The sequence below is a fragment of the Neomicrococcus lactis genome (genome assembly GCF_014200305.1).
GTDB lineage: Bacteria > Actinomycetota > Actinomycetes > Actinomycetales > Micrococcaceae > Neomicrococcus > Neomicrococcus lactis.
The window spans coordinates 1,897,353-1,920,793 of record NZ_JACHBL010000001.1 but is presented as its reverse complement, the minus strand read 5'-3'; the positions used below and the strand labels follow the sequence as shown (position 1 = coordinate 1,920,793).

The 23,441-nt window shown below is 58.0% G+C and carries 26 protein-coding genes; 11 read left to right on the top strand and 15 right to left on the bottom strand.

What is annotated here, in order from left to right; genetic code table 11:
• The first annotated feature begins 25 nt into the window (after positions 1 to 25).
• Both BKA12_RS08690 and BKA12_RS12530 read left to right on the top strand, forming a co-directional pair.
• Positions 26 to 982 carry a DNA topoisomerase IB gene (locus BKA12_RS08690; protein WP_183642661.1) on the top strand — a complete coding sequence of 319 codons (957 nt, stop codon included), beginning with the start codon at positions 26 to 28 and terminating at the stop codon, positions 980 to 982.
• 309 nt (positions 983 to 1,291) lie between these two features.
• Positions 1,292 to 1,417, top strand: coding sequence for a hypothetical protein (locus BKA12_RS12530; protein ID WP_276510684.1), 126 nt, complete (start codon positions 1,292 to 1,294; stop codon positions 1,415 to 1,417).
• A 7-nt stretch (positions 1,418 to 1,424) separates the two neighbouring features.
• Here the strand turns inward: BKA12_RS12530 and BKA12_RS08685 are convergent, their stop codons facing one another.
• The gene (locus BKA12_RS08685; RefSeq protein WP_183642658.1) at positions 1,425 to 2,096 is read right to left on the bottom strand and encodes a DUF6766 family protein; all 672 of its coding nucleotides are present in this window, start codon (positions 2,094 to 2,096) and stop codon (positions 1,425 to 1,427) included.
• Positions 2,097 to 2,359: 263 nt separating this feature from the next.
• On the opposite strand from BKA12_RS08685, the gene BKA12_RS08680 reads away from it, so the two are divergent.
• Positions 2,360 to 2,881: a Dps family protein gene (locus tag BKA12_RS08680; RefSeq protein WP_183642656.1), complete on the top strand. Its 522-nt coding sequence runs from the start codon at positions 2,360 to 2,362 to the stop codon at positions 2,879 to 2,881.
• 672 nt (positions 2,882 to 3,553) lie between these two features.
• On the opposite strand, the gene BKA12_RS08675 is transcribed toward BKA12_RS08680, so the two are convergent.
• The 12 genes from BKA12_RS08675 to BKA12_RS08620 all read right to left on the bottom strand — a co-directional run bounded on the left by BKA12_RS08675 (position 3,554) and on the right by BKA12_RS08620 (position 13,459).
• A complete protein-coding gene (locus BKA12_RS08675; RefSeq protein ID WP_183642654.1) occupies positions 3,554 to 3,955 on the bottom strand; it encodes a hypothetical protein in 402 nt (133 codons plus the stop codon).
• Between the two features lie 135 nt (positions 3,956 to 4,090).
• Positions 4,091 to 4,996 (bottom strand): SDR family oxidoreductase, encoded by a 906-nt coding sequence (locus BKA12_RS08670; protein WP_183642651.1) that lies wholly within the window; start codon positions 4,994 to 4,996, stop codon positions 4,091 to 4,093.
• On the bottom strand, positions 4,989 to 5,339 hold the full coding sequence (locus tag BKA12_RS08665) for a sugar ABC transporter permease (RefSeq protein WP_183642648.1): 351 nt from the start codon (positions 5,337 to 5,339) through the stop codon (positions 4,989 to 4,991). The genes BKA12_RS08670 and BKA12_RS08665 overlap by 8 nt, the downstream gene beginning before the upstream one ends.
• Positions 5,340 to 6,057: 718 nt before the next feature.
• The gene (locus BKA12_RS08660) at positions 6,058 to 6,717 is read right to left on the bottom strand and encodes an acyl-CoA synthetase family protein (protein WP_183642645.1); all 660 of its coding nucleotides are present in this window, start codon (positions 6,715 to 6,717) and stop codon (positions 6,058 to 6,060) included.
• Between the two features lie 266 nt (positions 6,718 to 6,983).
• The gene (locus BKA12_RS08655) at positions 6,984 to 8,213 is read right to left on the bottom strand and encodes an MFS transporter (protein ID WP_183642643.1); all 1,230 of its coding nucleotides are present in this window, start codon (positions 8,211 to 8,213) and stop codon (positions 6,984 to 6,986) included.
• Between the two features lie 51 nt (positions 8,214 to 8,264).
• A complete protein-coding gene (locus BKA12_RS08650; RefSeq protein ID WP_071894292.1) occupies positions 8,265 to 8,591 on the bottom strand; it encodes an ArsR/SmtB family transcription factor in 327 nt (108 codons plus the stop codon).
• Positions 8,592 to 8,750: 159 nt separating this feature from the next.
• On the bottom strand, positions 8,751 to 9,170 hold the full coding sequence (locus BKA12_RS08645) for an arsenate-mycothiol transferase ArsC (protein ID WP_071894291.1): 420 nt from the start codon (positions 9,168 to 9,170) through the stop codon (positions 8,751 to 8,753).
• Positions 9,167 to 9,829, bottom strand: a complete 663-nt coding sequence (locus BKA12_RS08640; RefSeq protein WP_071894290.1) for an arsenate reductase ArsC — start codon at positions 9,827 to 9,829, stop codon at positions 9,167 to 9,169. Before BKA12_RS08640 ends, BKA12_RS08645 begins: the two co-directional genes overlap by 4 nt.
• Complete coding sequence (locus tag BKA12_RS08635) at positions 9,826 to 10,518, bottom strand: arsenate reductase/protein-tyrosine-phosphatase family protein (protein WP_183642639.1); 693 nt, start codon at positions 10,516 to 10,518, stop codon at positions 9,826 to 9,828. The genes BKA12_RS08640 and BKA12_RS08635 overlap by 4 nt, the downstream gene beginning before the upstream one ends.
• A gap of 149 nt (positions 10,519 to 10,667) precedes the next feature.
• Positions 10,668 to 11,648, bottom strand: coding sequence for an SRPBCC family protein (locus BKA12_RS08630; protein ID WP_183642636.1), 981 nt, complete (start codon positions 11,646 to 11,648; stop codon positions 10,668 to 10,670).
• Positions 11,649 to 11,650: 2 nt separating this feature from the next.
• Positions 11,651 to 12,034 (bottom strand): ArsR/SmtB family transcription factor, encoded by a 384-nt coding sequence (locus BKA12_RS08625; protein WP_183642633.1) that lies wholly within the window; start codon positions 12,032 to 12,034, stop codon positions 11,651 to 11,653.
• A gap of 237 nt (positions 12,035 to 12,271) precedes the next feature.
• Entirely contained in the window at positions 12,272 to 13,459 is a 1,188-nt protein-coding gene (locus tag BKA12_RS08620) for a TerC family protein (protein ID WP_183642630.1), read from the bottom strand.
• Positions 13,460 to 13,749: 290 nt separating this feature from the next.
• Between BKA12_RS08620 and fbaA the strand changes: the two genes are divergently transcribed.
• The 3 genes from fbaA to BKA12_RS08605 all read left to right on the top strand — a co-directional run bounded on the left by fbaA (position 13,750) and on the right by BKA12_RS08605 (position 16,596).
• Positions 13,750 to 14,769, top strand: coding sequence for a class II fructose-bisphosphate aldolase (gene fbaA, locus BKA12_RS08615; protein ID WP_183642627.1), 1,020 nt, complete (start codon positions 13,750 to 13,752; stop codon positions 14,767 to 14,769).
• A gap of 2 nt (positions 14,770 to 14,771) precedes the next feature.
• Entirely contained in the window at positions 14,772 to 15,188 is a 417-nt protein-coding gene (locus tag BKA12_RS08610) for a DUF3151 domain-containing protein (RefSeq protein ID WP_420826515.1), read from the top strand.
• A 145-nt stretch (positions 15,189 to 15,333) separates the two neighbouring features.
• Complete coding sequence (locus BKA12_RS08605) at positions 15,334 to 16,596, top strand: LPXTG cell wall anchor domain-containing protein (protein ID WP_183642624.1); 1,263 nt, start codon at positions 15,334 to 15,336, stop codon at positions 16,594 to 16,596.
• A gap of 68 nt (positions 16,597 to 16,664) precedes the next feature.
• On the opposite strand, the gene BKA12_RS08600 is transcribed toward BKA12_RS08605, so the two are convergent.
• Positions 16,665 to 17,795, bottom strand: a complete 1,131-nt coding sequence (locus BKA12_RS08600; protein ID WP_183642621.1) for a YkvI family membrane protein — start codon at positions 17,793 to 17,795, stop codon at positions 16,665 to 16,667.
• A gap of 318 nt (positions 17,796 to 18,113) precedes the next feature.
• Here BKA12_RS08600 and BKA12_RS08595 point away from each other — a divergent pair, with 318 nt between their 5' ends.
• Positions 18,114 to 19,250 (top strand): alcohol dehydrogenase catalytic domain-containing protein, encoded by a 1,137-nt coding sequence (locus BKA12_RS08595; protein WP_183642618.1) that lies wholly within the window; start codon positions 18,114 to 18,116, stop codon positions 19,248 to 19,250.
• A 51-nt stretch (positions 19,251 to 19,301) separates the two neighbouring features.
• Positions 19,302 to 19,931, top strand: coding sequence for a thymidine kinase (locus BKA12_RS08590; RefSeq protein WP_183642615.1), 630 nt, complete (start codon positions 19,302 to 19,304; stop codon positions 19,929 to 19,931).
• Positions 19,932 to 19,961: 30 nt separating this feature from the next.
• Here BKA12_RS08590 and BKA12_RS08585 read toward each other — a convergent pair whose 3' ends face one another.
• Complete coding sequence (locus tag BKA12_RS08585; RefSeq protein ID WP_183642612.1) at positions 19,962 to 20,579, bottom strand: LysE family translocator; 618 nt, start codon at positions 20,577 to 20,579, stop codon at positions 19,962 to 19,964.
• An 82-nt stretch (positions 20,580 to 20,661) separates the two neighbouring features.
• Here BKA12_RS08585 and BKA12_RS08580 point away from each other — a divergent pair, with 82 nt between their 5' ends.
• From BKA12_RS08580 to BKA12_RS08570, 3 genes are all read left to right on the top strand, one after another.
• Positions 20,662 to 21,117: an Lrp/AsnC family transcriptional regulator gene (locus BKA12_RS08580; RefSeq protein ID WP_183642609.1), complete on the top strand. Its 456-nt coding sequence runs from the start codon at positions 20,662 to 20,664 to the stop codon at positions 21,115 to 21,117.
• Between the two features lie 104 nt (positions 21,118 to 21,221).
• The gene (locus BKA12_RS08575) at positions 21,222 to 22,409 is read left to right on the top strand and encodes a 4-oxalomesaconate tautomerase (RefSeq protein ID WP_183642606.1); all 1,188 of its coding nucleotides are present in this window, start codon (positions 21,222 to 21,224) and stop codon (positions 22,407 to 22,409) included.
• Positions 22,410 to 22,412: 3 nt separating this feature from the next.
• Positions 22,413 to 23,369, top strand: coding sequence for a VOC family protein (locus BKA12_RS08570; protein ID WP_183642603.1), 957 nt, complete (start codon positions 22,413 to 22,415; stop codon positions 23,367 to 23,369).
• Positions 23,370 to 23,441: the final 72 nt, after the last annotated feature.

Here is a 23,441-nt window from a genome sequence, read left to right as displayed (position 1 = left end):
GTCTCCAAGGCTGTCCATCACGCGAATGCCTCAAGCCCAAGGGTTCGAATACCGGCGACGCGGAGAACTCCTGACCAAGCGCGCTGACATCGCCAGGATTGAGGCTCTAGCGATCCCCCCGGCGTGGACGGACGTGGAGATCTCCAGCTCCAGCAGCGCGAAAGTGCAGGCTCGCGGCAGGGACGCCGCTGGGCGCGTGCAGATTATTTACCACCCTAGCTTTCGGCGACGCCAGGATCGCGAAAAGTTTGCGCGCGCCCAACGCTTCGGAAAAGCGCTACCGAAGCTTCGAGCACAAGTGGACCGGGATTTGAGGCGTCGAAAACTGAACCGAAAGCGGGTTGCGGCGTGCGTAGTGCACTTGATGGATGAGCAATTATTCCGCGTGGGAAATCAGCAATATGCAGACGCCAATGGGAGCTTCGGGATTACTACGCTACGCAAGAAGCACTTGCGCCTGCGCAAAAATACGGTGCGTTTTGCGTTCGTGGGCAAGAGCGGCACTTCGCACCGGAAAACGGTTCGTGATACCCGCGCCACCCGGATTTTGGAGCAACTGATGGAATTGCCGGGGCCTGCGGTTTTCCAATTTTTGGAGGACGACGACGCCGCGCCTCACCCGCTCAGTAGTGCCGACGTCAACGCGTACATCCGAAAGCATCTTGGGAAATCTTTCAGCGCTAAGGACTTTCGGACGTGGGGAGCGACGGTATTCGCCGTGCAAACCCTTCTGGACTTGGATCCTGCCGATTTAGGGACGAAGAGTCAGCGAGCGGCGGCCGTGCGCACCATTGTTAAAGAGGTAGCGCAACAATTGGGAAACACTGAGTCCGTTGCCAAGAGTTCGTACATTGACCCGCGCGTACTGGAAGCCGCCGCGCATCCGCGACGGCTCAAAGTGGTCAGGAATGCAAAGTTGCGTTCGGCTCCGTACAGAACTCACGGCGAACAGCGCACGATTGCTTTACTGGAGCGGTCTTAACGAAGAACGGAAAGCAAAATGGTCCAGCATCGGGGCGGTTATTCACCAGCCGAGCGCGAACAACTAACGCCCCAGCAACAAGCAGCTTTGCGAAGTGCGGTCGAGTGGCAATTTTTTTGGACACTTATTGTCTGGAGCCGCCGCGCCACCACGTATGACAACAAGAATCCACATCCACTACGGGAAGAGATCTTTTCGCTTCTCAAGTCGACACCCTGGGTTATTGAGTACAGAGCATCCGATTGCCTGACGAAGGTCAGGTGTTTTACGCCGAAGTCTTCGTCACGCCCTTGAGCAACTCGGTGACGCTTGAGCAACTCGGTGACGCTTGAGCAACTCCAACAATCAAGTCAGCCGGTGAACCACTTAGACCTGAAACTTCAGGACGTCGTGGTGATTCCCATCCGTGCCATTCCGCACTTCGCGGATCAGTAAACGTACGTCAGTCTGATTCGATTGACGTCTGATCATGGGGGACACCCACTGGTTTTGACTCAGCGGATCCGCGCTGACGCAAGTAGATGGAGAATGCCACCATGCACCCCACGGCAAGAAGTTCCGATTGCCAATTTTGCAGTGTCCTGTTCCAGAAATCGGCCGAGAGCATGTACTGGCCGAGCGTTATTGCGGACTCGCCGTGCAGAGCCTGTTCCGAGTTGTAGACAGTGGTGCCGGCGATGGCTTGCGCTAGCCACGACAGTATGAAGATGGCTCCCATGGTAATGAGAAGCGAATTGCTATACACCCAGAGCCGCCAACGGCGAACCTTGGCCCACGCGGGCGAGTCTGGTTGGGCGTACTCGCCAATGAGCTGATCTTTATCCGAACCTGGTCCTTCGTCGCCTACCTTCTTGGATTCAGGCGAACCGCGCTGCACAAACCAGACGGTCGCCAAAATGAAGAGGAAGAACTGGAAGAACTCTGATTGCCAGTTCTCAGCCACGTCCACCACGAAGTCGGAGGAGGTGACGTACTCGATCCAGTTGGACGTGGTGGCTCCGTGGGCCGACTGCTCCTCGTTATAAGAGAAGAGTCCTGCGATGGATTGACCAACCAGTGTCAATGCGAAGGCCGCCGCGAACACGAGCGACAGTGCATGCTCTTTGATTCGCACAGATTACCTGCCCATCAGCGCAATAGTGAACATGGCACCGAGGCCGATCACAACAAGTGCCATCCACAGCGCAAATATTGTTTTCATGCTCCGAGCGTAGCCCTAGTTAACGATGTAAGCCTAGTGGCGTCGTCGTACTCTAAAAATCTGTAGCCATTCTCATGGAAGAGCTATCTTTCACCGCCGATTTCACGTAAGTTCGGTTAAGTCAGTTGGATACGCCCGTCCAAAATCAGTACTTAAAATCTGATGGGAGATAAGCAATGGTGACGAAGAAGGAAACAACTGCTGGTAAGACCGCCAAGGAAAATGCGGAGCAGGGTTTTGAGGCACCCAAGGAGCTACGTGATTCGCTACAGCTCATCTTGGTGAGTTTGCTGGACCTCCAGCTCGTGGGCAAACAAATTCACTGGAACGTTGTGGGCCCGAATTTCCGGGACTTGCACAAGAACCTTGATGAGATCGTAGCGATTGCACGCCGCGGTTCGGATGAAGTTGCAGAACGCATGCGCGCTCTGCATGCAACCCCTGATGGAATGGCTGCGACAATCGTCAAGGACACCCGCATTGAGCAGCCAACAAGTGGCGAGATTCTGACGACGGACGCTGTAGACGTAGTTGTCAAGGCGCTCGAAGCCACAGTGGGGGTCATGCGTGAGAAGCATGATGCCGTGGATGAAGCGGACCCAACCACGGCGGATATCTTGCACCAATACATTGCGGACCTAGAGCAGCAAGCATGGTTCATTAGTGCCGAGAAGCGGACGCCGCGCGCTAGCAAGTAACTTTCTGGCACAGCAAGGGCGCAACGTGGACGATGTCCCCGTTGCGCCCTTGCTCGATGGGATGTCTACCTGTTTGCTACCAACGGGAAACGCTTCTTTGAGAACCTTTTATTTTCAATCTCGTCGATCACAATAACCGCATCATCTTCACCGTGATGAAGCTTTCGCCGGACCCGTTCATGACCAAGTCTTCCTCGGCTACGCGGTAAGTGCCCGTACGGTACCCCCGGAGAGATGTCGGCAGCCGGGCTTAGGTTGACCCACTCGACGTCCTCTACACCCTGGAGAAAATCGAGGGCGTCGCCGTCAGGCGTGCGAAAAGAGCTGGCGCCGCCCACCGTGAAGAGGCGTGGGCTGCGGACAATCGCCGTGGGAGCGCGCGTCCTTGAACACATGTTGGCCGTCATATTTTTGCAATGGACCTACCCGAGCCTTCCGGGGGCAGCATGGCCGTGGTGGATAACGAGACCTTCTTGCGCTTCCGAAACGCTGTGGAGCGGAACTACTTCCGCACCCGATCCGTGGCTGTTTATGCCCGCCGCTTGGGGTACTCCGCGCGCACCCGCTCACGCGCCGCGCTGAAAAGCCGCCATCGCAGGACGTCTAAATTTCCAGTACGACGGCGGCTTTCCTTATCGGAGCTGATGGCTCCATGAGACGGATCCTGACTTTTTACTCCTCGCGCTGCTCAGTTTCCTGCTGGGACTCAGAGTATGGATCCGAACCGGACTCGTCATTGACGAGGTCAGGGTCCACATTGGTGGTTTCACCTTGTGCGTTTTCCTGCTCCGAGTATCCGCGCGCAGTGTGTTCTTGCTTTGAATAGCCCTGCTCCGAGTAGCCCTGTTCGCTAGTGGCCTGTTCGTTAGTGGCCTGTTCGCGCGGATTCGCGAGCGGATCCTCCTCGTACTGGGTTCCTTCTGGCGATGTCCGCAATGGATTATCGCCACCCTCAGGATCGGCGATCGAGCTGTCGAAGTCGCGTTGTTCCTGGTGGTTTTGGGCGAATTCCTGCTCTTCAGGACTAGCGCTTTCGAAATTCTCGTTCTGGTGTTGATCTTGTTGATTGCTCACTGTCATGACTCCTTTCGCGAGTCTAGTCGTGCTGAAATTCTGTGGATTGTGGTTGTTGAATGCTAAGGGACACTTAACAGGCGTTCTGCTCCTTTCGACCGGGGTGGAATCTGTGAGTGGTCTCTTCGCGCTTCCTTAAGGGGAAGGCATTCCGCCATTGACGTTGAGCGTCTCGCCAATGACATAGCTTGACTCCGGCGACGTCAGGAAGACGAATGCTGGAGCGCATTCCGTGGGTTGACCGGCCCGTCCCAACGGAGTGTCTTTTCCGAAATGAGGAAGCGCGTCCTTCGGCTGGCCGTCGGATACTTGAAGAGGCGTCCAAATTGGCCCTGGAGCTACCGCGTTGACCCGGATTCCCCGCGGTGCAAGCATTTGAGCGAGGCCCTTCGTGAAGTTGTTGATAGCTGCCTTGGTGGACGCATAGTCGAGCAAATGTGCCGAGGGCTTGTACGCCTGGATTGACGTGGTGTTGACGATTGTGGAGCCCGCCGGCATGTGTTTGAGTGCAGCCTTAGTAACACGGAATATCGCGTGAATATTGGTATTGAATGTGTCCACCCACTGCTCGTCAGGCAGATCTGCAATGTCTTCGACAGAAATCTGACGACCAGCATTGTTGACTAACGCATCCAATCCACCCAGTTGCTCAGCGGCTTCGTCAACGAGGCGCTCGCAGTACCCCGCGTCCGTCAAATCTCCGGGATATAGGAAGGCACGCTGGCCCGACTCCTCCACTATGGATTTGATCTCTTGAGCGTCCTGTTCTTCGGCTGGCAAATAGGACAGGGCAATATCCGCGCCTTCGCGGGCAAAAGCGATGGCCACAGCCGCTCCGATTCCGGAATCAGCGCCGGTAATCAAAGCTCGCCGACCCACTAAGCGACCCGTTCCTTGATATGAGTGTTCTCCGCGATCGCTTTGTGGAATGAGATTCTTATCCAAGCCGGGTTCCGGCTGATCCTGCTCTGGGGGTGCGATGGAGGGATATCGTGTCACGGGATTTTGGAGCTTCAGCTGGTCGTTTGAATCGTTAGTCATTTCTTTCTCCTTGTGGGTGAATCGTGACGAAAAAGCGGACAGGATCAATTGTTCGCGCCCCTTCGTGACGATTTTTTTGAACGAAGTAGCGCTGCCCCAAATGATCAGTATGATCCGCAGCATCACGGAGGGAAAACCCCATTTGAATTAATTCGAAACCGGCAAACTGATTGATTGCACCGATGTAACTATTTAGCTGTACGATGCAAATGAATGATGTAGCTAAGTATGATGCTTTATTCGGTAAGTGGAACACGGTTATACAGATACCAGAGCCGTGGTCTGTCTTATTCAAAAGAAAAGCAAAATATAACGCCAAAATCCTTTCGAGGGAAATAGCCATAATGGCGCAGGATAGAGTATTAGCCGGTGACAGTCCCGTCTTTGGACCTTCGACTAGTCGATCCTCGTGGGCGGTCTCTATCGACCTCATTGAGTTTGATGTCGGCTCATAGTGGCCATTAGAGGCGACCCGGCTGAAAGCCATGGCACCCCCGGTACAGACTAAAAACCCTATAATCCAAGGCGAACTAGGGAGTTGCCTGGCAATCGCTTCCCGGCTGGTGTATTTCGATGCCACGTTCTTGGCGTAGCTCCGTGGCCCTTGGTCTTTCGTGAACTTTGAGCGCTTAATCGGATCACACACTTTGATGCACACACTTCGCCCCTCAGGCGTTGAAGTATCAAGATATGAGGCGATGTTGATTTAGAGCCTAGACTCTTGCAATGTAAATTGGTAGTGCTCAGCTGATCTTTGCGGGAGTGGATAAAATCATTTCAACCTTCCATCACTCTAAATTTCCACCCCTCAGAAAATTTCTACTGACCTATTACGGGTAGGGGCGTGGCGCTTCGCCTGTCATACGCACGAGAGAAGGTTGGCATTCAAAGCGGGTGCCTTAGTCCAAGCCACGAGAAGATCTCCTTCCACGTAGCTTTCCCAGATGGTGGGTGGGACCGATTTTCCGACCGCTCTGATGAAGACGTCTGTAATTTTTCTCTGAAGGATCAGCCTGCCTTGACCGTCAAGTGAACTCAGATCTCCCGTTCGGAGACATCCGTCAACAAAGGCGGCCGCGGTGTCTCCCGCTTTCGTGTATCCGGCAAAGACGCCGATGCCGCAGAAAAATAGCGGCAGTTCCGTGTCTACGGGTGCTGCTCTTGCACTCTCGGCCAGGCGCACACCACGTTGCGATCGATTGTGCCGAGTACCAGACCGGTCCAAGGCATTTCTTGGCGGCACCATCAGCTACTGCCGATTGAATTTTCTGCAGCTCCCCCCGAGAAACCACCGCTTCGTGAGTGTCGGACGTCTGCGCCATGCGCAAACCGTTTACCAAACAGTTGAGCTGAACTCGGCGTGCTACGACATGAGCCAACGGCATGAAGTTAACAGTATTTTCGGACTCCTTGACCACATCGGCTAGGGATTGAGTCCCGTCGAGTTCAGGGCTCGCAAATTTTCCGAACGATATGAGCGTATCTTTGGGCGCGGTGGTAGTTGCCGAGGTCAAACGATAGTCGTCGCCGTATTGAGTGTGCCCAGCAGGCGCAGTTTCAACAGGCGCAGTTCCAGCGATCGCGAAGCTCACGCTCCCAGCCTCGATCAGAATCGATTCGACCTGCTCGAGGACCGAGGTTTCATAAATGGGCACCGCAGTGACGCGGGCGAACGAGGCGGCCATGTTTACGACGGCCAACTCGTACTTACGACGGCCCACTCGTACAGAGTCGGGGGCATGATGACCATTCGTTCGTCTGCTCCGTCTACTGAAGCTGCTCGAGACTCACGCCTCCGTGCCTTGCAGTGCCGCGTTTTTCCATCAAGCACGCGGGTCTTCCCGCTATCCAAAAGCACTGGGCAGGTATTGGAGAGGGCTCTAACAACGTCTTTTTGCTGCTAGTGCCTTCCTGTGGTGGAACAACGGAAGAGCTCTAGGCGGATCGAAAGACCTTTGCGCGGGGAACGGAGCTCAATCAAGAATGCTTATGAATTGGTCCTCGACATCATTTGAGGGTCGTTCCACGCCACGAACGCAACCAGCACGCCCACTACGCCAATCAGCGCAAGTATCAGGGCCACATTAGCGAGCCCCAAGGCAACTCCGACTACGCCCGCCAGCGGGTAGGTGATGAGGTAGCACGCGTGGGACAGGGAGAACTGGGCGGCGAAAACTGCGGGCCGGTTTTCCTCGGTGGAGTTGCGGCGCAACAGTCGAGAAGACGGCGTCAGGATCAAAGACGTTGCCGCGCCGGTCAGGAGCCAGAGCACCAACAGCACCCACCACTGAGCGTCCTGGGACAACGCGTCGGCGCCCATGACCCCAGCGGCGATCAGCAGCAAGACGGGTAGTGCCACGGCGCCGGCCAGCATCGCCGGCTTGTCCGAAACGCGGTCCAGCAAGCGCGGAATCAGCAGGGCAATCAGCATGGAGCCTGCACCGTACGCACCCAGGAGCAGCGCTACATCGGACTGCGTCCGTGCGAGATCGCCCTTCACTAGCACCACGGTATTGACGATCACCATGGCGGTAGTCGTCGCCGCCACCAGATTTAACCCCATGAGCGCTCGCAGCTCCGGCGCTTGCCAGAACGCCCTTACGCCAGAGGTGAGACGCTCAAGGAAGCGCGAGGCCGCAGGCGCCGCAATGGCAGGGAAGCGCGTCAGCAGCACCAAAATCGCGGAGCCAATAAAACCAAACACCGTTCCCATAAACAAGTTGTGATAGCTGATCACGGTGAGCAAAATTGCCGCCAGCATCGGGCTCACTAGCGACTCGAGATCGTATGCCAACCGGGACAGTGTAAGCGCCCGCGTGTACTCGGCTTCATCGGGCAGCACAGATGGAATGACTGCCTGGAACGCAGGGGTAAACGTCGCGGATGCGGATTGCAGCACAAAAATCAGCACGTAAATCTGCCACGCCTCAGTGACAAAGGGCAGCCCCAGGGCAATCAACGCACGCACAATGTCCGCGCCGATGAGCACTCGTTTGCGCGGCACGCTCGACAGCCACGCGCTGACCACGGGCGCCACCGCCACGTACGCCACCATCTTCACGGTCATCGCCACACCCATGACCAGCCCTGCATCCCCGCCGGCGATCTCGAAGGCCAACAGCCCTAGAGCAATGGTCAGCAGCCCCGTGCCGAGCAACGCGACAATTTGCGCGCTAAACAGCCTGGCGTAGGAAGGATTTTTCAGGACGGTGAGCATGAATTGACCTTTGGGAGAGAAGTTCGAAGTGGAAGAAAACTGGGGGCGTGGTCAGTGGTGATGCGGCGGCAGAATGCCGTTGGCCACGGAGTGCTCAGCTTGCAGGATCGCCTCGTTGACCAGGCGCGACGCATGCTCATCCGTCAGCTGATATAGCACCCGCGTGCCGTCCTGACGCGTGGATACAATGCGCGTCATGCGAAGACGCGCGAGGTGCTGAGAAACACCGGAAGCGCTCTTGCCCACCTCTTCAGCGAGCGCGTTCACGCTCATTTCGCCCGAGCGCCGCAAGCACAAAATGATGCGGATGCGCGTGGGGTCGGACAGGATGCCGAAGACCTCGGCGGCGAGTTCGACGAACTCTGACTGCGGATCCAATCCGCATATCTTCTTATCTGCGTGCACGCTAAGATAATACGCGTTCGTGGGTGCAGTGACGACGCAAGCGCAACTGAAGGAACGAACCGGAAGCCGAGCGGCGTCGTCGTACTCGAGAAGTGCTGGAAAGCCGTGCTAAAGCAGCACTTGAACAAGAAGCTAGCCTTGCGGAACAAGCTCAGCGTAGAGCGCCTCGACGCGCGCGCGGATGTCATCGCGCACCAAGCGCATACGCTCCATGCCCTCGATGCCGCGCGTGGATGGCTCGTCCGTTTCCCAGATCTCGAGGCGCTTGCCGCTCGGAACCTGGAGCTTGGCCTCGGTGCCTAAGATGATCACGGCGTCCACTTCCTCTAGGACCTCGGGCGTCACAGGCTTCGGGAACTCGCCCTCCACGGCGATGCCGAGCTCGCTCAAAGACTCCACGGACTGCGCGTTCAAGTTCGTTCCGGGTTTGGTTCCCGCCGAATGCACACTGACGGAATCGCCGGCGAGATCGCGCATGAGGGCCGCGGCCATCTGCGACTTGCCGCCGTTCTTGCTGCAAACAAACAGGACTGAAGGTTTCTGAGTGGTCATGCGGAGACGCTCTTTTCTGTCAGCGTGGAGACGAGATTCTTGATGCGGTCGTGGATGTCATCGCGGATGAGGCGGACGTCTTCAAGGGACTTTTCGGCGGGATCGGTGACGTCCCAATCTTCGTAGCGCTTGCCAGGGTAGATGGCGCAGGAGTCACCACAACCCATGGTAATCACCACGTCAGAGGCGCGCACCACATCATCCGTGAGGGGCTTGGGGTACTCGCGAGAAAGGTCGATACCCATCTCATCCATTACGGCCACTACGTTCTGATTGAGCTCCGAGGAAGGCAGTGATCCCGCCGAGCGCACGCGGACGGTGCCCTTGGACTCGAGGGTTAGCAACGCGGCCGCCATCTGCGAACGGCCCGCATTTTGCACGCACACGAACAGCACTTCAGGCGTGGTGGAGGTGATCGCGCCTTTGGACGTGGCGAGCGCGTGGAGGCGATCGTTGGCGAAGTGCTCCGTGGTGGAAGGCAAGTAGGCGCTGATCTTGGCGGTGCGCGCGAGGGCCGTGTAGGACTCGAACACGTAGCGCTCGACGGTTTCGGCCGTGAACGTTCCTGCATAGCGATCTGCCAGGCGGTTGCTGATGCGATTGAGGACTTCGGTGGTGTCATCGAGGCCCAAATGGGCCGACTGGTGGGTGGTAGTCATGATGTTTTCCTTGGGTGTGGCGCTTCGATGCGCGGGGCAAGTGATCCGATGCGTTCGGCGATGTCTCGAAAAGCATCTTCAAACGCTTGCGGGGTGTTGAGCGTGAGTGGGTCCGGGATGGACCAGTGAATTTGAGGCAGGTCTGCGAGTTCTTCGTGCGCGTTATCGCAGACGCTGACCACGAAGTCGTGCTCCGTGAGGACCTCGTCGAGGTGCTTCGGAGTGTTGTTTTCGAGCGTCAGCCCGTGGCGCTGCGCTGCGGCCACGGCTCCTTCCGCCACGTGAGGTGACGGGTGCGTGCCCGCCGACGCGCATGGAAGATCACTCTTCATATCCCAGAGCGCTGCGGCGAGTTGTGAACGAGCACTGTTGTGTGTGCACACAAACAGGATTCGTTGGGCGTTCTTGAGTTGTTGGGGCATGAGGTTTTCGAGCGAACCCGGAACCAGATGCACGTACATCCGACGCCTATCCGCTTCCGACCTACGTCGATTCACCAGGCCCGCACTTTCAAGCGCTTGCAGGTGGTGAGACAGCAGATTCCCGGGAAGCCCCAGCGTCTGGCGAAGCTCCATGGGGGAGTAGTCGCCAAACGTCAGAAGATCCACGATGCGCAACCGCAGGGGGTCGGCGAGGGCTGCGTGTTTCGCGACCCGCGCCTCAAACTCGCTCGATAGTTCAGTTTCCATTGATTCAATAATAACTGAACTATATTCGTGCGTCAAGCCTTTCGTTTGTTTTCTTAAGTACGACGACGCCGCCCCGATTTCCGTAAAAATCAGCGGGCGGCGTCGTACTCCCGGGAGCGCTACGAGGCTACAAATGGAAGTGGCAGAAATTACTCAGCCGAAGCCAGCACCTCATTTTCAAGACGCAGGTAGCTGGTTTCCATGCCGTCCGTCATGCCGGTGGCGAGGACCATGTCCCGCGTGGCGACGTCCGGGTAGGTGATGACGAGCGTGAGGAGTGTCCCTGCCTCGAGCGGGGTCAGCGTCAGCTCGTTCTGCGTGGACGGGCCTTCCATGCCGATCATCTTTTCCGTGGTCACGGAACGGTAAGGAGCGGCGGACTCGAGGAGCTCGCCCTCGAAACCGAAGCGCTCCTTCGTCTCCGTGTTCTCCCATTCCTGGCGGTATTGCTCGCCTGGTTCCTGCGCGACTTTGCAGACCGGCATGGTCCAGCCGTCGGGTCCCAAGAGCCAGCGCTTCATGAGCTCAGGCTCGTTGTGGGCGTCCCACACCTGCTGGGCAGTGCCGCGAATGACGCGCGTGATGCGGACCTGGGTGTCGCTGAGGATCTGCGTTTCGGTGCCGCGGCCAGCTGCGAAAGATGCGAGGTCCGCGAGGACGGCATCGATCTGGCTCATGGCGGAACGCGTGCCTTCTTCCATGCCCATCTCAATGAGCTGCTCGAGCTGCTCGAGGGAGTTGAAGGTGGCGATGTTGGTCATGCGGGAGCCGGTTGGCGTTTCCTCAAACTGGAACCGCATCTTCATGGTGGGCATCTCGGGGTTCTGGGTGCCGTCCGCGTTGGCGAAGCCGTCAACCACTTCAAAAGAGTGAGGCGGGTTGACGCTCGTGAACTCCCAGAATCCATCCGAGCGCTCGCCGTTAGGGCCGGTCATGTAGTAGTGGCTGCGGCCGCCGGTTGCCATGTCGTGGCGGACGAACGTGGCTGGCCACGTCTCTGGTCCCCAGAACTTCGAGATCTGGCGAGGGTCGGCGTACGCCTCCCAGAGTCGCTGCAACGGAACGGCGAAGTCGGCGACGATGGTCATGGTGAGGGCGTCGAGATCCTTCTCAACAGAGGTAACAGGCATGATCAGTCCTTTGTGGTGGGCGGAATCTTTGAGGTGTTTGGGGTGTCTTCGGCGAGGAGTGCATCGAGTCGTGAAATGCGAGCGCGCCAGATTTTTTCGAACTCATCCAACAGCGATTGCGCCCTCTTGATGGTTTCGGGGTTGCCGCGCACCAAGCGCTCGCGGCCGTGAGAACGCTTGGTCACGAGGCCAGCCGATTCCAGGATGGTCACGTGTTTTTGAACGGCTGCGAAGGACATGTTGTAGTCCGCCGCGAGCTCGGACACTGTGGCATCATGCATGAGCGTGCGGCGCACAATGTCCCGGCGCGTTGCGCCGGAGAGAGCCTGGAAGATCCGGTTCACCTCGTCGTCGGTGAGATCGACGCGTTCTTCGTTTCTCCCCATGGCGTTGGGAGCTGAATATATAACCATTTGGTTGTATATTACTCCGGACTGTTGAAAGGTATCAATACTCTTTTGGAAGGGCGGTTCTTCGAATCGTCGCTGGACTTGCGTATTCGTGCCCACTCTGACATCAAAAATGCAAGTCTGGCGACGATTCTGCGGGAGGCATCTGGGAAGGACGACCCCGCAATGTAAGTTGCGGGGTCGTCCTCTCAAAAGAAAGCAAGCGAAGCGGAACTACGCGGTGCCGGACATTTCCCGGTGGACAGCGTGCGCTTCATCAACCTTCGCGCGGATCGCGTCAATGTCCTTGACCTTGTTCCGGTACTTCGTGGGCATCGTCAGGATCTCGCGCTCCTCGGCGATCAGCAGCGAGTAAAGACGCTCGCGTTCAGCCTGATCTGAGGTGTATGTCGCGTCAAGGTAGTTCACCGCGTGGCGGCGAGCGTTGTTGACGGCGGTCTGCGCCTTGCCAGCCTTAGAGAACAGCGAGGCCAGGATGGTGACAATCAGGATTCCCACAATCACCGACAAAGAGGTTCCGGTGGAGATCTCGACAACCGGAACGTGGTGACCATCATTGATAAACGGCACGGTGTTCTCGTGAAGCGCGTGGAGGACAAGCTTCACGCCAATGAACGCGAGGATCGCGGCCAAACCATAGGACAAGTAAATGAGGCGGTCCAGCAAGCCATCCAGCAAGAAGTACAGCTGGCGCAGGCCCAAGAGCGAGAATGCGGTGGCCGTGAAGACAATGAACACGTTCTGCGTCAGGCCGAAGATCGCCGGTATGGAGTCGAAAGCGAACAAGATGTCCGTGCCGCCAATAGCCACCATGACCAGCAACATAGGAGTCAGGACGCGCTTGCCGTTCTCCATGGTGAAGAGCTTGTCGCCGTCGTAATGATCGGTAGTGGGCAAGAAGCGCTTCGCCAGGCGGATGATGAGGTTGTCCGCGTCATCGGAGTGATCGTCCTTCTTGAGCATGTGACCTGCGGTCAGAATCAAGATCAATCCGAAGAGGTAGAAGGCCCACGCGAAGCTTTCCAATATCGCGGCACCCAGGAAGATGAAGCCCGTGCGCGCAATGAGCGCAAAGATGATGCCGAAGAGCAAAACCTTTTGCTGATCCTCGCGAGGCACCTTAAAGCTGGCCATGATCACCAGGAACACAAAGAGGTTATCTACGGACAGCGCTTTTTCGGTGATGTAACCGGCGAAGTACTCGCCGCCCATCTGGTGGCCGCCGAAGTACCAGACGCCAACGCCGAACAGAACGGCGATGCCCACATATAGCGCGGACCAAAGGGACGCCTCTTTGAGCGTGGGGATGTGTGCTTTGCGCACGTGAAAAATGAAGTCGTATGCCAAGAGGGCAACGATGAAAATAATGGTGGCGGTCCAGACCCAAGGTTCAACGGTCAATGGGCATCCTTTCGAGTAGTGCGAAGGCTGCCAGTCTCTCCGGCCTACGGTTTCTAGATGCGCCCCTGCTACGGATGGGGCCAGAAACCAGTGCCAGCCTCCCCGGTTTGCGGTGGCGCAAACGTGATGACGGGTGAAGCGTTCATGGATACTCCCTGACCTACTCAGTATACCGACCCACTCAAATCTGCTATCCCCAAAAGTTTCATAAACGTTAGATTGGGCAGATTGCGTCGTTAGGATAGAGGTAACCACACAGTGCCAGATCATGGCCTATCAAGGAGGCTCTTGTGCCCATCGCAACTCCCGACGAGTACAACGCAATGATCGACTCGGCAAAGGCCGGCGGTTACGCTTTCCCTGCCGTTAACGTGACGTCTTCTCAGACGCTCAATGCAGCTCTTCAAGGCTTTGCCGACGCCGAATCTGACGGCATCATCCAGGTTTCCACGGGCGGCGCAGCCTACTGGTCTGGAGCAGGACTGAAGGACATGGTGATTGGTTCCCTCGCTTTCGCTGCCTACGCGCGCGAAGTGGCTAAGGGCTACGGCGTAAAGGTTGCGCTACACACGGACCACTGCCCGAAGGACAAGCTGGATGGCTTTGTTCTCCCGTTGCTGGCTGCTTCTGAGGCAGAGGTCAAAGCTGGGCGCGATCCATTCTTCAACTCCCACATGTGGGACGGCTCCGCTGAGACCCTCGAGGAAAACCTCCGCATCGCCGCTGAACTTCTTCCACGTACCGCTGCTGCCAAGCAGATTCTCGAAGTTGAGATCGGCACCGTGGGTGGCGAAGAGGACGGCGTGGAAAACGCTATCAACGAGAAGCTCTACACCACGGTTGAGGATGCCCTTGCGACCATCGAGGCACTCGGCGCTGGCGAAAACGGCCGCTACATCACCGCTTTGACCTTCGGTAACGTGCACGGCGTGTACAAGCCGGGCAACGTGAAGCTCCGCCCAGAAATCTTGAAGGACATTCAGGCTCAGGTGGGCGCCAAGGTTGGCAAGGAGAACCCATTTGACTTGGTCTTCCACGGTGGCTCCGGCTCTTCAGAGCAGGAAATCGCGGACGCTGTTTCCTACGGTGTTATCAAGATGAACATCGACACGGACACCCAGTACGCGTTCACCCGCCCGGTTGCCGGCCACATGCTCCAGAACTACGACGGCGTCCTCAAGGTGGACGGCGAAGTGGGCAACAAGAAGCTCTACGACCCACGCGTTTGGGGTGCTGCCGCCGAGAAGTCCATGGCTGCTCGCATTGCTGAAGCTGCTCGCCAGCTTGGTTCTGCCGGAAAGAAGCTCTAATCGTGGATCTTGGAAAGAACTTGCTCGGCATCCCGGAGACGTTGCTTCCGGAAGAGCCAGAGCTGAACGCCCGCATCGACGTAGGCGATGAGCCGGTTGATCTCGCAGCCCGTTACCCCGCTTCCTCACTTCCGTGGGCGCTTCTGGCGCAAGAGGCGTACGACGACGCAGCTTACGTTGAGAGCTATGCCTACGCACGCGTGGGTTACCACCGAGGGCTCGACGCGTTGCGCCGTGCCGGTTGGCGCGGTCAGGGACCAGTGCCCTGGAGCCACGAGCCGAATCGCGGATTCTTGCGTTCTTTGTACTCGTTGAAGCGCGCTGCCGCAGCTATTGGTGAGACTGAAGAAGTGGACCGTATTGAGAAGTTCTTGAACGACTCAGATCCTTCTGCTGTAGCGGCTATCGAGGCCAAATAGCGGAAAAATACAGTCGTTACGAAACCGCGTTGCAATCGTTATGAGATTGCAACGCGGTTTCGACGTTTAGCCATGTTTTTGGGGTTGTTGATCGCCTAGATTTAGGGGGTATCAACAACCCCTTTTTTCTGAACGGGCAACCTCTTTGGCACCTGCATTCCGTACTACCGCCCTGTCTGCGGTAGTTGTCTCTGGACTTCTTTTCGGCGCGACTCCAGCACTCGCCGAAGACCCTACTTCTCCTACTATTTCGGTCTCAGATTCTTCTGCTGTCTCTGATGCTTCGAACTCGGCAGCACCCGTTGCTGAAGTGCCGTCTTCGGAAGCCCCTGTCAGTGAAGCTCCAGCGTCGGATGCTTCAGCTGTCGAGGGGTCTGTTGCTGAAACTCCTGCTGATGAGGTCCCATCGGCCGAAGTGCCTTCCACCGAGGTGCCCGGTTCCGAGGAGCCAATCTCTGAGACACCTGCTTCTGGGTCTTCGGACGCAGACGTCGCTGGGACGGAAGAACCAGTAACCGAAGAGCCTGCCTCAGAAGCGCCAGTCTCCGAGGTCCCTGTTTCTGACTCTCCCGTTTCGGAAGTACCTTCTGCTGACTCGCCTGTAGCTGATGAGCCTGCCGCGGAAACGCCAGAATCGGAACCAGCCGAATCCACCCATACCAGCGACCTTCCCGCGGGTGAGCTCGGGGACGGAAGCGGCGTCGTCGTACCGGAAGAACCGCAGCATGGCGAGGAATTGCCGAGCGGACCTATTGAGGTTCCCGACTTCTTCGTAGTGCACCCAGAGATTGTGGCGCCGAAGGGCAGCGACGCGTGGGACTCCGATCAGTGGTCCGACTACTTCGAGTCGCCTGAATCCGCAGATTTCCGTGACGCCTTCTTCGGCGCGTTCATGAACAGCGACGAGGCCGCGTACGTCGACGACCTGACTTTCTACTTCACGGAATCCTCGGATGAGCAGTACATCTACGAAATGTACGACTTCCTCGCCGCTCACTTCCCGAAGCACCCGGGGCTCGCGGACGGCATGTTCTATGTAGTGGTGACCATGCTAATTGACGCCGGCTACCTCGAGTGGGCCGATGGCGAAGATTTCCCGCGCGTACCGACGGTGCCTAGTGTGCCTGGCGAGCCTGGCGGATCTGACGGCGAGCCCAGGCCCACCGAGCAGCCGCAAGAGCCTGGTCAGGTTCCCGTGGTGAAGCCAGCTCCTGACTCGGATGATTCTGACGGATCGACGAGCGCGCCAGTGGTTGTCATTCCGGCTGGAACGTTGGAAACCCCTGCCGCTTCTGACGATGAGTTGGCGTCGACGGGTGTTTCAGGAACCGTTGTGCTGAGCGCTGGCGGCATGCTGCTGGTTGCGGCAGGTTTGATGTTGACGCGCATCCGCCGCCAATTTAGCTGAACAAGGAACAAGGCCCTCATACTCGAGTTGTTGACTGAGTATGAGGGCCTTGTTTGTTGTGAACTTACTTAGCCTTCGAGGGGCGTTTTACGGACGAAGCGGGTGACAGTCTTGACGATCATCAATACGAGCAACAAGATGCCCACGTAGCCATTGATGACGTAAACGATGTTGACCATGTCAGAGAACGGGAGAAGAAGACCGATCACGGTTCCGACGATGGCCAAAGTGATGGTCAAGTACTTGAAGCCGGGAGTGCTGTCGGCGAAGAATCGGGACGACACAGTCCACAAAAGTGGCACCGCCGTCGTGTAGATACCCGCAAGAATCATGACTGAAATGCCAGCCGCAATTACCGGTGAAAGGTTGTTGGCAAGGACCAGCATCGGGATCTCGGTGCCCGCAACCGTTTTGATGTTAGCGAGCAGACCCAAGGCCACGATGATGCACGCAATGGAAAATGCAACGGCGCCCAAGGTTCCGCCGGCTGTTGCTTCGCGGCGGCTCTTCGTGGTCTTTCCCAACGCGGTCAAGAAAGCGGCAAGCCACAACATGCAGAAGCCCACGTAGGACAAGCCCGCCATGAACCAGTTATTTGAAGCTTGCTTGACGTTGAGCTGACCCACGAGTTCATTGCCCTCAACGATTCCGCCGGGGTTCATGAAAATTCCGACGAGTCCAAGTGCGATCGCAACCACTACGATGACTGGCCCGATCTTGCCGATGACGTCGACGAGGCTCTTGAGTCCAAACCAGACGCTGATTCCAACGACGATGGCAAGGCCAATGCCTCCGGCGTACTTAGACAATCCGTAGTGCTCCTCGAAGACGGCGCCGGCGCCGGCCACCATCACGGTGAAGGAAAGGAACACGAAGAGGATCGAGAAGTAGTCGAAGAAAGTACCCAGGTACTTTCCGCAGTAGTAATGGAAGATCCGGGACGGGCGGTCAAAATTCTTTGCCCGCCCAACGAGGAAGAATTCGACGGCTACATAGGTCATGAGGGCAAGGACTAGCAGCCCCGTGCCGAAAACTCCCCAGAAACCGTAGGACGTGAAGTACTGCAAGATTTCTTGGCCAGTGGCAAAGCCTGAACCGATCAAGAAAGCGATGATGGCGCCCGCGTAAGTAAGTACTCGAAGTTTGCTTGTTTTCTCGACGGTGGCCAAGGAAGCCCGCGTCGTGTGCTGTTGAGTCATCGTTTTCCCTGTCAACAATTGATATATCAGTCTGTGTGGCTAGCCTAGAGAACAGAGTGTGACGCGGGCAATAATGTGACGTGGATAATAAGTCCCCACGCGAGTTCGCCAGCGCCGCGAGGAGATAGGTGTATTCGGATTGGTGTTTCGATGAAAGACGCTTTGAGATGAGCTCGTGAGAACCTCAGCGGATTCTAGGCTCGGCGCTGCCGTTCAGAACCGCGTAGAGAGTCGTCCGATCCTATGCTGAATGTCACAATGGGTGAAGGAGTGAAAAGTTTGCCAAAGGTCAAGGCCTGGGAAGGACCAATCGTGCCCATGAGCAGTGACATTACGCGCGTTATTCGGGGAGCAGTTCTCAACGAAATCGGAGCTCAGCCGCCGTACGCGCAGTCCCAGCCCATCAGCATCGACGAGCTGACCTTGAGTGCTCCGCTGGCTGGCCAAGCGTTGATTCGCATCGAGGCGGCCGGCCTGTGCCACTCGGATTTGTCCGTTGTCAATGGTTCGCGTCCGCGTCCTGTCCCGATGCTGCTGGGTCACGAAGCCGCCGGAATCGTGGAGGAAATCGGCGAAGGTGTTGAGAACATCGCCGTGGGTCAGCGCGTCGTGCTGACCTTCTTGCCCCGCTGCGGCGAGTGCGAAGCCTGCGCCACGAACGGCAAACTTCCCTGCTCGAAGGGCTCCGCGACCAACAACGAAGGCGTCTTGCTGGACGGCTCGCGCCACCTCAACCGCATCGGCGGCGGCGCACCTGAGCCGGTCGCGCACCACTTGGGCGTCTCCGGCTTCGCTACCTACGCCGTCATTGATGCCAAGTCAGCAGTTCCCGTGCACGACGACGTTCCCCCGGATATTGCCGCAGTCTTGGGCTGCGCCGTGCTCACGGGAGGCGGGGCACTGTTGAATGCGGCCGAGGTGACGAAGGATTCTCGAGTAGCGATCGTCGGCCTGGGCGGCGTGGGCATGGCCGGTTTGTTGACCGCGCTCGCGCTCGACTGCAAAGAAGTCATTGCGATCGATGCCCAACCATCCAAACTTGAGCTCGCGAAGTCATGGGGCGCCCATGCCGCGTACACCCCAACTGAAGCGGTGGAGCAGGGGGTGAGCTGCGACGTCGTACTGGAGGCCGTAGGCCATCCCCGCGCTTTCGAAACGGCCTTCAAAATTTTGGGCCTCGGTGGCACGCTCGTGACGGTTGGACTGCCGGCGCCGGGTGCCACCGCCGAAATTGAACCGCTGCAACTGACCGCGAAGGCTCAGCGAATCATCGGAAGCTACTTGGGAACCGCCGTGCCCGCGCGCGATGTCCCTAAATTCGAGCAGTTGTGGCGGGACGGAAAATTGCCGCTCGAAAAGCTCGTGACTCAAGAAATTGAGCTCGAGAACATCAACGAAGCCATGGATGCGCTCGCCTCCGGAACCGTGCTTCGCCAGGTGATCCGCTTTTCGTAAGCTGCCTCACGAGGGACCAGGTTGGGGCTCGCACGCCAGTAAACTGCTGGGGTGTCCAAACTGTATTTCCGCTACGGCGCCATGAATTCGGGAAAGTCCACGGCTCTTTTGCAAGTGGCTTTCAACTATGAAGAGCGCGGTCAGCGCGTGTTGTTGGCGAAGCCGCAAGTGGACACCAAGGGCGAATCCAAAGTGGTTTCACGCTTGGGGCACGAGCGCGATGTGGACTTCTTGATTCCTCACGGCACCAACGTGCGCGATCTCTACCGAGGCGTGGCTGCTGGCGATGATCCGGACGCGATTTTGGAGCACGTCGACGTGGCTCCTGTGGCCTGCTTGCTCGTGGACGAAGCGCAGTTCCTTGAGCCTTCCCAGGTGGAAGACCTGTTCCGCATTGCCGTGTTTGATGGCGTGCCCGTGATTGCCTACGGCATCCGCACGGACTTTTTGACGCGCGCGTTCCCTGGATCGGCGCGATTGCTGGACCTCGCGCACTCGCTCGAAGAGCTCAAGACCATTTGCCGCTGCGGACGCAAGGCAATCTTCAACACGCGGCGTGTGGGCGGCGAGTTCGTGTTCTCCGGCGATCAAGTGGCGATCGACGGAAGTCAGGAAATCACCTACGAGTCCCTGTGCGGAAACTGCTACCTCGAAGCCTCCGGCGGGCGGTTGGGGTCCTAGCTGTTTGGCGCGCTGCTTCGTTCAGCGTGTTCATACCACGAACCGCTGGAAAATCATGAGCGCCGCGATGGCGACCATGAGGACACCGCTCAAGCGCGAAATGAACAGCGCGAGCGAGGGTCGTGCGCCGAGGACGCGCTTAGCGCTGAAGCCCACGGAGAGGTAGACAATCGCGGTACTCATGATGTGAATGAGTCCTAGGATCACGATCTGCCACGGCACCGGGATGTTGGCCGTAGGAATCGTGAATTGCGGGATGAGCGCTAGGTACAACAGCATCACTTTGGGGTTCAGTCCGGAGACGCCGAAGCCCTTCACATACTGCTTGAAGATGCTGGGGGAGTCCGATGCATCTCCGATTTCCGGGGTGGCCGGGTGTCGGAGAATGCCCACGCCAAGCCACACCAGGTAGGCGCAGCCAATGACGGTCAAAGCGGTGAGCGCTTGCGGGTTCGCCGCAACGAGCACACCAACGCCGGATGCCACAATCACCGTGACCGCCATGTAGCCGGTCAACATGCCGCTGATGGCTGGCACCACGGACTTGTTTTTCAGGCCGGAGGAGATGGTGTACGCCCAGTCGGCACCGGGTGTCAGCACCATGAGCGTGGAGACAACCCAGAAGGCGGAGAGTGTGGAAAGCGGCATGCCACTAACCGTAGTGATTTTGGGCCGAAATGTGCTCCCTTTTTCTGGCTCAACACAGCTCTTTTGAGGGAGAATATTTCGCATGGACGCACTTGATAAAGAAATTCTTGCGCAGCTACAAGCTGACGGGAGATTATCTGTCACCGAACTCGCCGAGCGCGTGGGGCTGAGCCTCTCGCCATGCCACCGCCGAGTCAAGGCACTCGAGGCGTCCGGAGCTATCGCCGGGTATCACGCTCAGCTCGATCCCACGGTGCTGGGCCTGGGTTTCGATTCGCTGGTTTTCGTCACCATGCACGACGCGCGCAGCGAGACCCTCGAAGAGTTCGAGGCTGCGGTCACCAGCATTCCGCACGTGGTCATGGCGCAGCGCCTCTTCGGTGTCCCCGACTATCTGCTGCGCGTGGTTGCCGCAGATCTGACCGCGTTCCAAAACATCTACGACCAGAGACTCGCGAAGCTTCCCGGCGTGCAGCGACTCAGCTCCACCTTGGTCATGAAGCGCGTTGTTGAGGGGCGCGAGTTCCCGCTCGAATAGTCAGTCATTCATCTCAAACAAAATCGTTGACAATCGCTTACCTATGGCCATAGTTTGATGGAAAGCACCGTGACCAATGACGGGACCAGCGGGAGATGCGAGAAATGGCTGTGGAGCATTCGCAAGAGCACGCGAACCAGCACGCGCATGATCACTCGCGCTTTGAGCTGGACGGTATCCCGTGTCTCTGGATGCGCGGCGGCACCTCGAAGGGCGCCATGTTCCTCGCCGAAGACCTCCCGGCAGATCCGCAAGAGCGCGATGACCTCCTCATGCGCATCATGGGCACCCCAGACAAACGCCAAATCGATGGCATCGGCGGCGCCACCTCACTGACTAGCAAAGTCGCTGTCATCTCGCGTTCTCAGCACCCCAACGCAGACGTCGATTACCTCTTCCTCCAAGTCGGCGTCGATCAGCCCACCGTCAGTGACACCCAAAACTGTGGCAACATCCTGGCGGCCGTGGGCCCGTTCGCGGTGGAAAAGGGCTTGGTCTCAGCTTCGGACAAAGCCTCCAACGATCAAGCCACTGTCCGCATTCGCATGGTCAATTCGGACAGCTTCGCCACCGCACAATTCGGCCTGAACAACGGCCGCCCCATCTACTCCGGCGACACCCACTTCTCGGGCGTTCCGGGCACCGGCGCCCCCATCACTCTCGACTTCGCGGACACCGCCGGCTCCGCAACCGGCGCGCTGTTCCCCACGGGAAATCTGACGGACGAAATCAATGGCGTAACGGCAACGTGCGTCGATAACGGAATGCCGGTCGTCGTCGTACTGGCAAGCAATCTTGGCCTCGACGGAACCGAAACTCCCGCGCAATTACGCGAGAATTCGGCGCTTTTGGAACGTGTGGACGCACTGCGCAAGGTGGCCGGGGAGCGCATGGGGCTTGGCGATGTCAGCCAGAATTCGGTTCCGAAAACCGTGGCGCTGTCCGCCGCGCGCGACGGTGGAGACGTCCGCATGCAAGCCTTCATCCCCGTGCAGCCGCACGAATCGATCGGCATTTTCGCGGCCATCAGCGCCATCACCGCGATGCGCACGCCCGGTTGCGTCGGCGGCGAACTCGCAGCCGCGCTGCCCACAGATTCCGCGGGCGTCACCGTGGAGCACCCATCCGGCACGCTGCGGGTTGAGGTGGAAATTTCGGACGACGACGCCGCAGCTTCCGTCGGGCGGTCCGCGATCGTCAGCACTGCTCGAAAGCTCTTCGACGGCCGCGTTTTCCCGCGGGCCGCTCAACCTACCCAGACTCAAAACAACTCAGAGAATCAGAAGGATTGAACCATGACGGACTTTACGTCTTTTGATGTTGCCCATCTTGGCAACGTGGAATTGTTGACCGCCAAGTTTGATGAGAGCTTGTGGTTCTTCCGCGATTTGCTGGCCATGCGCGTGGTGGCCGAAGAGGGCGATTCCGCCTATTTGCGCACGTGGGACGAGTACCAGCAGTACACCATCAAGCTCACTGCCTCCGATGACGCGGGTGTGGGTCGCACGACGTTCCGCACCACCAGCCAGGAGGCGTTGGACCGTCGCGTGGCCGCGATCGAGAAGTTAGGTCTCGGCAAGGGCTGGACCGAGGGCGAAGTGGGCACGGGACGCACGTTCTTGTTCACCGATCCAGACGGCCATGACATGGGCATTTACTACGACACCACCCGCTACGTGGCCACGGATGACAAGCCGGCGTTGAAGAATCAGGCCTCAGCGTTCCCGGGACGCGGCGTAAACGCGCGGCGCTTGGACCACATCAACTACTTGGCCAAGGACGTGGTGGCTAACGGCGAGTTCGTGAAGGCTGCTTTGGGTGGCCGCGAGAGCGAGCGCATCAAGCTGGACGAGGGCGGCTACGCCGCATGGTGGTTCCACTTCAACAACAAGTCGTACGACATCGTCTACTCGGACGACTGGCTCAAGCACGGCAACCGACTCCACCACATCGCCTTCGCGCCAGATACTCGCGAAGACATCTTGAAGGCCGCCGACATCTTCTTGGAGAACGGCATCCACATCGAGTCCGGCCCTCACAAGCACGCGATCAACCAGACGTTCTTCTTGTACGTGTGGGAGCCAGGCGGCAACCGCATCGAGTTCGCAAACGCTGGCGCTCGCTTGCTCTTGGACCCAGATTCCCCAGTGGTCGAGTGGACCATGGAGGAGCGCAAGAAGGGCCAGGCATGGGGCATGAAGACCATCGAGTCCTTCCACACGCATGGCACTCCGGTGGTCAAGGAGAACTAACTCAGCCGTCCTCGACTCAACTTGGAGCCACCCACCCCCATGTGAGTACGAAATTCGGCTAGAACATCGCGT